General features: G+C 40.2%; 4 protein-coding genes and 1 pseudogene. 3 read left to right on the top strand and 2 right to left on the bottom strand.

The features are described 5' to 3' along the window. A partial coding sequence (locus IQ229_RS18510; protein ID WP_194046224.1) for a CHAT domain-containing protein occupies positions 1-831 on the top strand: 831 nt, incomplete at its 5' end. A gap of 797 nt (positions 832-1,628) precedes the next feature. Here IQ229_RS18510 and IQ229_RS18505 read toward each other — a convergent pair. Further along, complete coding sequence (locus IQ229_RS18505) at positions 1,629-1,769, bottom strand: hypothetical protein (RefSeq protein ID WP_194046222.1); 141 nt, start codon at positions 1,767-1,769, stop codon at positions 1,629-1,631. A 241-nt stretch (positions 1,770-2,010) separates the two neighbouring features. Between IQ229_RS18505 and IQ229_RS18500 the strand changes: the two genes are divergently transcribed. Then, on the top strand, positions 2,011-2,442 hold the full coding sequence (locus tag IQ229_RS18500) for a response regulator (protein WP_194046220.1): 432 nt from the start codon (positions 2,011-2,013) through the stop codon (positions 2,440-2,442). Beyond that, a complete protein-coding gene (locus tag IQ229_RS24905; RefSeq protein ID WP_194046226.1) occupies positions 2,367-2,546 on the top strand; it encodes a pentapeptide repeat-containing protein in 180 nt (59 codons plus the stop codon). The genes IQ229_RS18500 and IQ229_RS24905 overlap by 76 nt, the downstream gene beginning before the upstream one ends. Positions 2,547-2,606: 60 nt before the next feature. Here the strand turns inward: IQ229_RS24905 and IQ229_RS18490 are convergent. Next, a pseudogene (locus IQ229_RS18490) lies at positions 2,607-2,792 on the bottom strand (helix-turn-helix domain-containing protein); the annotation flags it as partial. Positions 2,793-3,538 lie beyond the last annotated feature (746 nt).

Raw genomic sequence — 3,538 nt, 5'->3', positions numbered from 1 at the left:
CCATTACAGCAACTCTATCAAATACTTATTCAACCGATCGCCTCTAACTTACCACAAGATCCAAATAGCCGTGTCATTTTTATCCCCCAAGCCGAGTTATTTTTCGTTCCCTTCCCAGCTTTGCAAGATGAGTCCGGCAAATACCTAATCGAAAAACATACTATTCTCACCGCTCCTGCTATCCAAGTTTTGCAGTTAACCCATCAGCAAAAAATAAACAAGCGCAAAGCAATAAAAAATCGTACTGCATTGGTAGTCGGTAATCCGACAATGCCTCAGCAGTTGTCACCGCTAGCAGGTGCAGAACAAGAAGCACTGCGAATTGGCAAAATACTGAATACCCAAGCATTAACTGGTAGTAAAGCTACTGAAACCACTGTTAAACAATTAATGCAGTCGGTTGACGTGGTACATTTGGCAACCCACGGGCTACTGCATGATTTTAAAGGCTTAGGTGTACCGGGAGCGATCGCCCTTGCTCCCTCTAGTCAAGATGATGGGTTGCTAACAAGCGGTGAAATTTTTGACATGAAACTTGATGCTGATTTAGTAGTGCTGAGTGCTTGCGATACCGGCAGAGGAGACATCAAGAACGATGGTGTTATCGGTTTGTCTCGCTCTTTGATTAGTGCCGGCGCACCCAGTGTTATTGTATCTTTATGGACAGTGGCGGATGACTCTACAACATTGCTGATGACAGAGTTTTATCAAAATCTGCGGCGAAACCCTGATAAAGCTGTTGCATTGCGAAATGCTATGCTCTCAACAATGAAACAGTATCGCCATCCTATAGAATGGGCAGCATTTACTTTGATTGGCGAAGCTGAGTAAATTAGGCTTATTCCCACAACAGTACTGAAGGTAAATTATCGCTGCAAGCCTTAACAACTCGTAGCCAATTCCCGCTGTACCTCGTAAGATAACTGGGATGGAAGATTAAGCTAGGTAAATTAACGAACATTTTGTATACTCCGGTTCGTTTGGCTTTAGCTACGACATTTACTGAATAAGGGACTTGAATGCGCGAGCTTTATCTCTAATGCCAACGGTTGGGGTGAGGCAGCAGTGGTGTTTAAGTTCCGCCCTACAGAGGAGCATAAGGGTTTGTTTAAGAAATCGCTTATCGCTTAAACTGTAATGCTTTAACCAATGCCTTGAATTAGCGCTGTTCGAGGCATTGGTTAAGAACATACAAACTTCTTAACTTTCAAGACGTTCGAGTGATAGTGCAACGCTTGCCCAGCTTTTGACAACAATTTGTTGTCAAAATATGACTAATGTTATCTATTTACGCTGCTTGGGATTGGTTCAACTGCTGTAACCAAAGGACAATTATTTCCCTCTGGCTAGGGCCTACCTTAGTACTAGCAACCTTTAGTGTCTGCCTGGGAAATATCTCTCGTAAATCCGCCAGCATCTCGAAATTCTCACACACCTCCAGACACTCAACGATGTAGTCGATTGAGTCGAGGGCTAACCATTCCTTCGTCGCGTCTAAGGTACAGATATGGTGGTTTATAGCATTGCACTGGCTCTAACCACCATTTTAGGATAATTTTCGCTGATTACAGGTGTATTCGTAATATTTCAGGCTACGTGCTGCTACCTGAAGTCGAGTGATCGCTTATTCAACGGGATTCACCAAACAGGCTATCGCTGGATGAATAGCGCACTTCACCTTGAGCGATCGCACACAATAGTCCCTGTGTGGAGTTGACGGGCTGATGATGGTATGCCGCAGAGGGCAAATGACAACCATTGATTGTCACGTATCTGGCTGGCTTACATCGTGGGTGCTGTTGATACTTGCGCTTAACTTTTGTGTGACAGCAGTTTCAATATGTTTTGTTATTTCTGCATAAAACACAAAACTCTAGCTGAAGAATATTACATATCAAACTTCTATATAAACCAGGGGACAACATTTTGAAAGTCCCCTATTTTATTTCTTGTAATTATAAATTATGTCCTATCTCGCGTTCATTAAACAAGTAACGGTTAAATCTGATTATGTTAGAAAATTTTGAGACTGCAAAATTATCAGACCAGAGAACAGAGGTAGATATTATCTCTAAAGGATTAACAATACTTGTAGTTGATGATGACAACAGTCATTTAAGCTTAATAAGGTATTTACTTTGTAGATATGGAATTAATGTAATGTTGGCAGATAATGCCTCGTTAGCATTTGAACTAATTCAACAAAACATAGTGGATCTTTTAATTTCTGACATTGCGATGCCGGGGAAAGATGGGTATTGGTTAATACAGCAAGTTAGGTCACTACCACTCTCACCAATTAGAGAAATTCCGGCAATTGCTTTAAGTGGTGTTTCTAAAGGAGAATCCTATGAAAAAGCGCTTGCATCAGGGTTTCAAACTTATATTCAAAAACCTTCAAACCCTATTTACTTAATGGAAGAAGTAGCAAAATTACTATAGCTGGCTGTAAAAATTTATATAAAGCAAACTTATCGGCAACCAATTTATACAAGAGTGACTTGTCTAAAGCTAATCTATATAAAGCTGATCTGTCTGGAGCTTAGTAAAGAAGGGCTTAAAGATGGAAAAAGTACTTTTAAAAGCTTAAGGTATACTTGTAGTATTTAAATGCCAGCTTCCAAAGCAAGCGCATGATGTTGTTTACGCCAAGTATGGGGAGGTAAGCCATGATGTTGGCGAAACTGACGAGAGAAATGAGATACATCTTGGTAGCCTAATGCTTTGGCAATTTGCTCTACTGTCTGCTCGCTATTTTGAAGTAAAAATCGCGCTCCTAGCATCCGACGTTTTCTGTTTTTAAATATTTAAAATAAATTTTGAGGACAATTTAATCAGAGTTCCGATTATTGATTAATACTGTATTCAACACTTTAGCTTACAACATATCAAACTATTATGTAATAGTTTACGAAAAGATCCTACTTTTCCTACCTTTCCTACTTTGACTTATTTTATCCTTTGAATACCGCCACACACTCCCCTCTGAAAACTTTCTGCACCCGTCCCCCACAGCGCACCTCCAGAAAGCCCCCTGGTTCCCACTAGTCCTTCACCACCACAGGTTGCCGTTGCTGGGAGGTAAAATTGTAGACTTGCACCTGTGTTCCGATTGCGACTGTAGCGATCGCCTCAACGTTCTTCCACCGGGAGAAAAGTAGTCTATTCTTTTACTATGTGCAGAATTACAAAGTGCAAAATGCCATCGAGTATCTGTTGCAAATCAATTACATGAACTTACAAGCATTGCGGCAAACATTTAGGGTAACTTCACTTGCGATCGACCGCTTGTTTATACTCGCGCTTTTAAGCAAAAAAACCTTTTTGTTACGCTTTATATACGTGAAACAAACTTAATTTAACCGATCCCATGTCCTTACTACAAACCTAACACTACAGTTATGATAATCCCCTCGATCAGCAGTCATTATAGAAAATTAAACTACTCTTCCTATTGAGCGACAGGTTATAATATTTCATAAAGATGATTAGAAAAAATGATTAAGCCTAAAAATGTGTATCGCGGACACTCAATGGA

Origin of the sequence: Nostoc cf. edaphicum LEGE 07299, assembly GCF_015207245.1 — a bacterium.
Classification (GTDB): Bacteria; Cyanobacteriota; Cyanobacteriia; order Cyanobacteriales; family Nostocaceae; genus Nostoc; species Nostoc edaphicum_B.
This window is presented reverse-complemented; position numbering and strand designations above follow the sequence as displayed.

Bases quoted from the DNA above. Each gene is read 5' to 3' on its own strand.
- IQ229_RS18500 (WP_194046220.1), top strand. From the start codon at position 2,011: ATGTTAGAAAATTTTGAGACTGCAAAATTATCAGACCAGAGAACAGAG.